The 2,373-nt window shown below is 66.4% G+C and carries 2 protein-coding genes; one reads left to right on the forward strand and one right to left on the reverse strand.

Annotation, left to right across the window (positions count from 1 at the left end):
- On the reverse strand, window positions 1-969 hold a 969-nt coding region (locus tag RMP08_RS01335), incomplete at its 3' end, for a M28 family peptidase (protein WP_310467148.1).
- An 83-nt stretch (window positions 970-1,052) separates the two neighbouring features.
- Between RMP08_RS01335 and RMP08_RS01340 the strand changes: the two genes are divergently transcribed.
- A partial coding sequence (locus RMP08_RS01340) for an aldehyde dehydrogenase family protein (protein ID WP_310467150.1) occupies window positions 1,053-2,373 on the forward strand: 1,321 nt, incomplete at its 3' end.

Genomic DNA, 2,373 nt, shown 5'->3' on the forward strand with positions numbered 1-2,373 from the left:
ATATTCGACGCCGTTCTCGACGCGGACATCCTGGTGCTGGTGATTGTAATTCTCGACCGCCACCGAAAAGCGCACCGCCGGATAGCCCGCGTTCAAGAACTCGGTGTGGTCGCCGCCGCGGCCGTGGCGGTCGTTGCGCCAGATTGGCCGCACGTCGAGGCCGATCTGGGGCAGCCGCTCGGCGAGAGAGTCGAGGAAGCGCGAGAGGTTGCGCGAGGGCGAATCGTTCTCGCCGCCGAGGCTGCGCTGCTGCGCCGCTAGTTCCTCATGCCCCTGCCAGCGCGGCCCCTCGGAGAACAGGCGCACAGTCTTGCCGTCGCACACCCCGTCCGAGCCGCAGCTGTTGCCGATGATGTCGTTGTTCAAATTGGCGACGACGTTCCAGCCCTGCGCCTTGGCGTAGTCGGCCAGGATCTTGCCGCCGTGGAGCCCCTGCTCCTCGCCCGACAAAGCGGCGTAGACGATGGTGCCGGGGAATCTGTGCTTCGACAGCACCCGCGCCGCCTCGATCACCGCCGCGGTGCCCGAGCCGTCGTCGTTGGCCCCTGGCGCATCGGCGGTGGCGTTCATCGGGTCGGTGACGCGGCTGTCGACATGGCCGGTGATGATCACCACGTCGTTCGGCCGCTCGGCACCGCGCTGGATGGCGACCGCGTTGCACAGCCTGGTCGGCGCCGGGATGCGCCGCCCGGTGACGGTGTCGCACACCTGCTGCGTGGGCAGGCCGAAGCCCTTCAGCTCGGCTTCGGCCCAGCGGACCGCGGCCCCGATCCCGCGCTTCGGATCGGTCTGCGACGACAAGGTATGGCGGGTGCCGAAGCTGACCAGTTTCTCGACCGTCGCTCGCATTCGCGCCGCGCTGACCGGGGCCGAAATGGCGGCCAGGCGCTTGTCCTGCGGAGTGGACTGGGCAATGGCCGCGGTCGACCCGGCGGTCGCAAGCAGTACAGCAATCACCATCCTACGCATTGAACAATCTCCTCGCCCGCCCTAGCTGACATCGGGCGGCGCGCTTGGCTAGGCGCGGCTGCTTCCAACCAGGAGTTTTACCCGTGGCTACTGCCGTCCGCGTCGAGCAAACGTCCGAAGCCGAAGAAATCGCCGCGCTGGTCGCCCGCTCGCGCGCCGCGCAGGAGCAGATCGCCAACTACACCCAAGCCCAGGTCGACAATCTGATCCGAGCGATGGTGTGGGCGGTGGCCAGGCCCGAGGTCGCCGAGATGATCGCGCGCCACACCGTCGAGGAGACCCAGCTCGGCAATTACGAGGGCAAATATCTCAAGATCTTCCGCAAGACCCGCGCCGCGCTGATGGATATCATCGACGACAAGTCGGTCGGCGTGATCGAGCAGTTTCCCGAGCGCGCAATCGTCGTCTTCGCCAAGCCGGTCGGGGTGATCGGCGCGCTGTCGCCCTCGACCAACCCCGAGGCGACCCCGGTGATCAAGGCGATCAACGCGGTCAAGGGGCGCAACTCGATCGTCATCGCGCCGCACCCGCGCGCCAAGCTCACCAACAAGCTGGTGGTCGACAAGATGCGCGAGGCGCTCGTCAAGATGGGCGCCCCCGCCGATCTCGTCATCGCGATCGAGACGCCGACGATCGAGAAGACGCAACAGCTGATGAAGCAGTGCGACCGCATCCTCGCCACCGGCGGCGCGGCGATGGTTAAGGCCGCCTATGCCAGTGGCACGCCGGCGCTCGGGGTCGGCGCCGGCAATGCCGTGATCACCGTCGACGAGACCGCCGATTTGGACGACGCCGCGGAGAAAATCCGCCTCTCCAAGACGCTCGACATGGCCGCCTCCTGTTCCTCTGACAACAGCGTCCTGCTGGTCGATGCCATTCACGACCAGATGCTCGCCAAGCTGGTCGACAAGGGCGGTCTGGTGCTCGACGGCGATCAAAAGGCCAAGCTCCAGGCGGCGCTGTGGGTCGATGGCGCGCTCAACCCGAAGATCGTCGCGCAGCCGCCCGAAACGATCGCCGCGATGGCCGGTTTCGAAATCCCCGATGGGACCAAGTTCTTCATCGTCCCCGAGACCGGGACCGGGCCGAGCTATCCCTTCTCGGGCGAGAAGATGACGGTCACCATGACGCTCTACCGGGTAAAGGATATCGACGCGGCGATCGCGATGACCAACCGCATCCAGGCCTATCAGGGCCAGGGCCACAGCTGCGGCATCTATTCGACCAGCGACGCCAACATCCTCAAGCTTGCCGAGGCAACACGGACGTGCCGCGTGATGGTCAACCAGCCGCAGGCCGCGTCCAACAGTGGCAATCTGTGGAACGGCATGCGCCAGACCTTTTCATTGGGCTGCGGCAGCTGGGGCGCGACCGGCACCAGCAACAACATCAACTGGCGCGACC

It is taken from the genome of Sphingomonas sp., from assembly GCF_031426035.1.
GTDB lineage: Bacteria > Pseudomonadota > Alphaproteobacteria > Sphingomonadales > Sphingomonadaceae > Sphingomicrobium.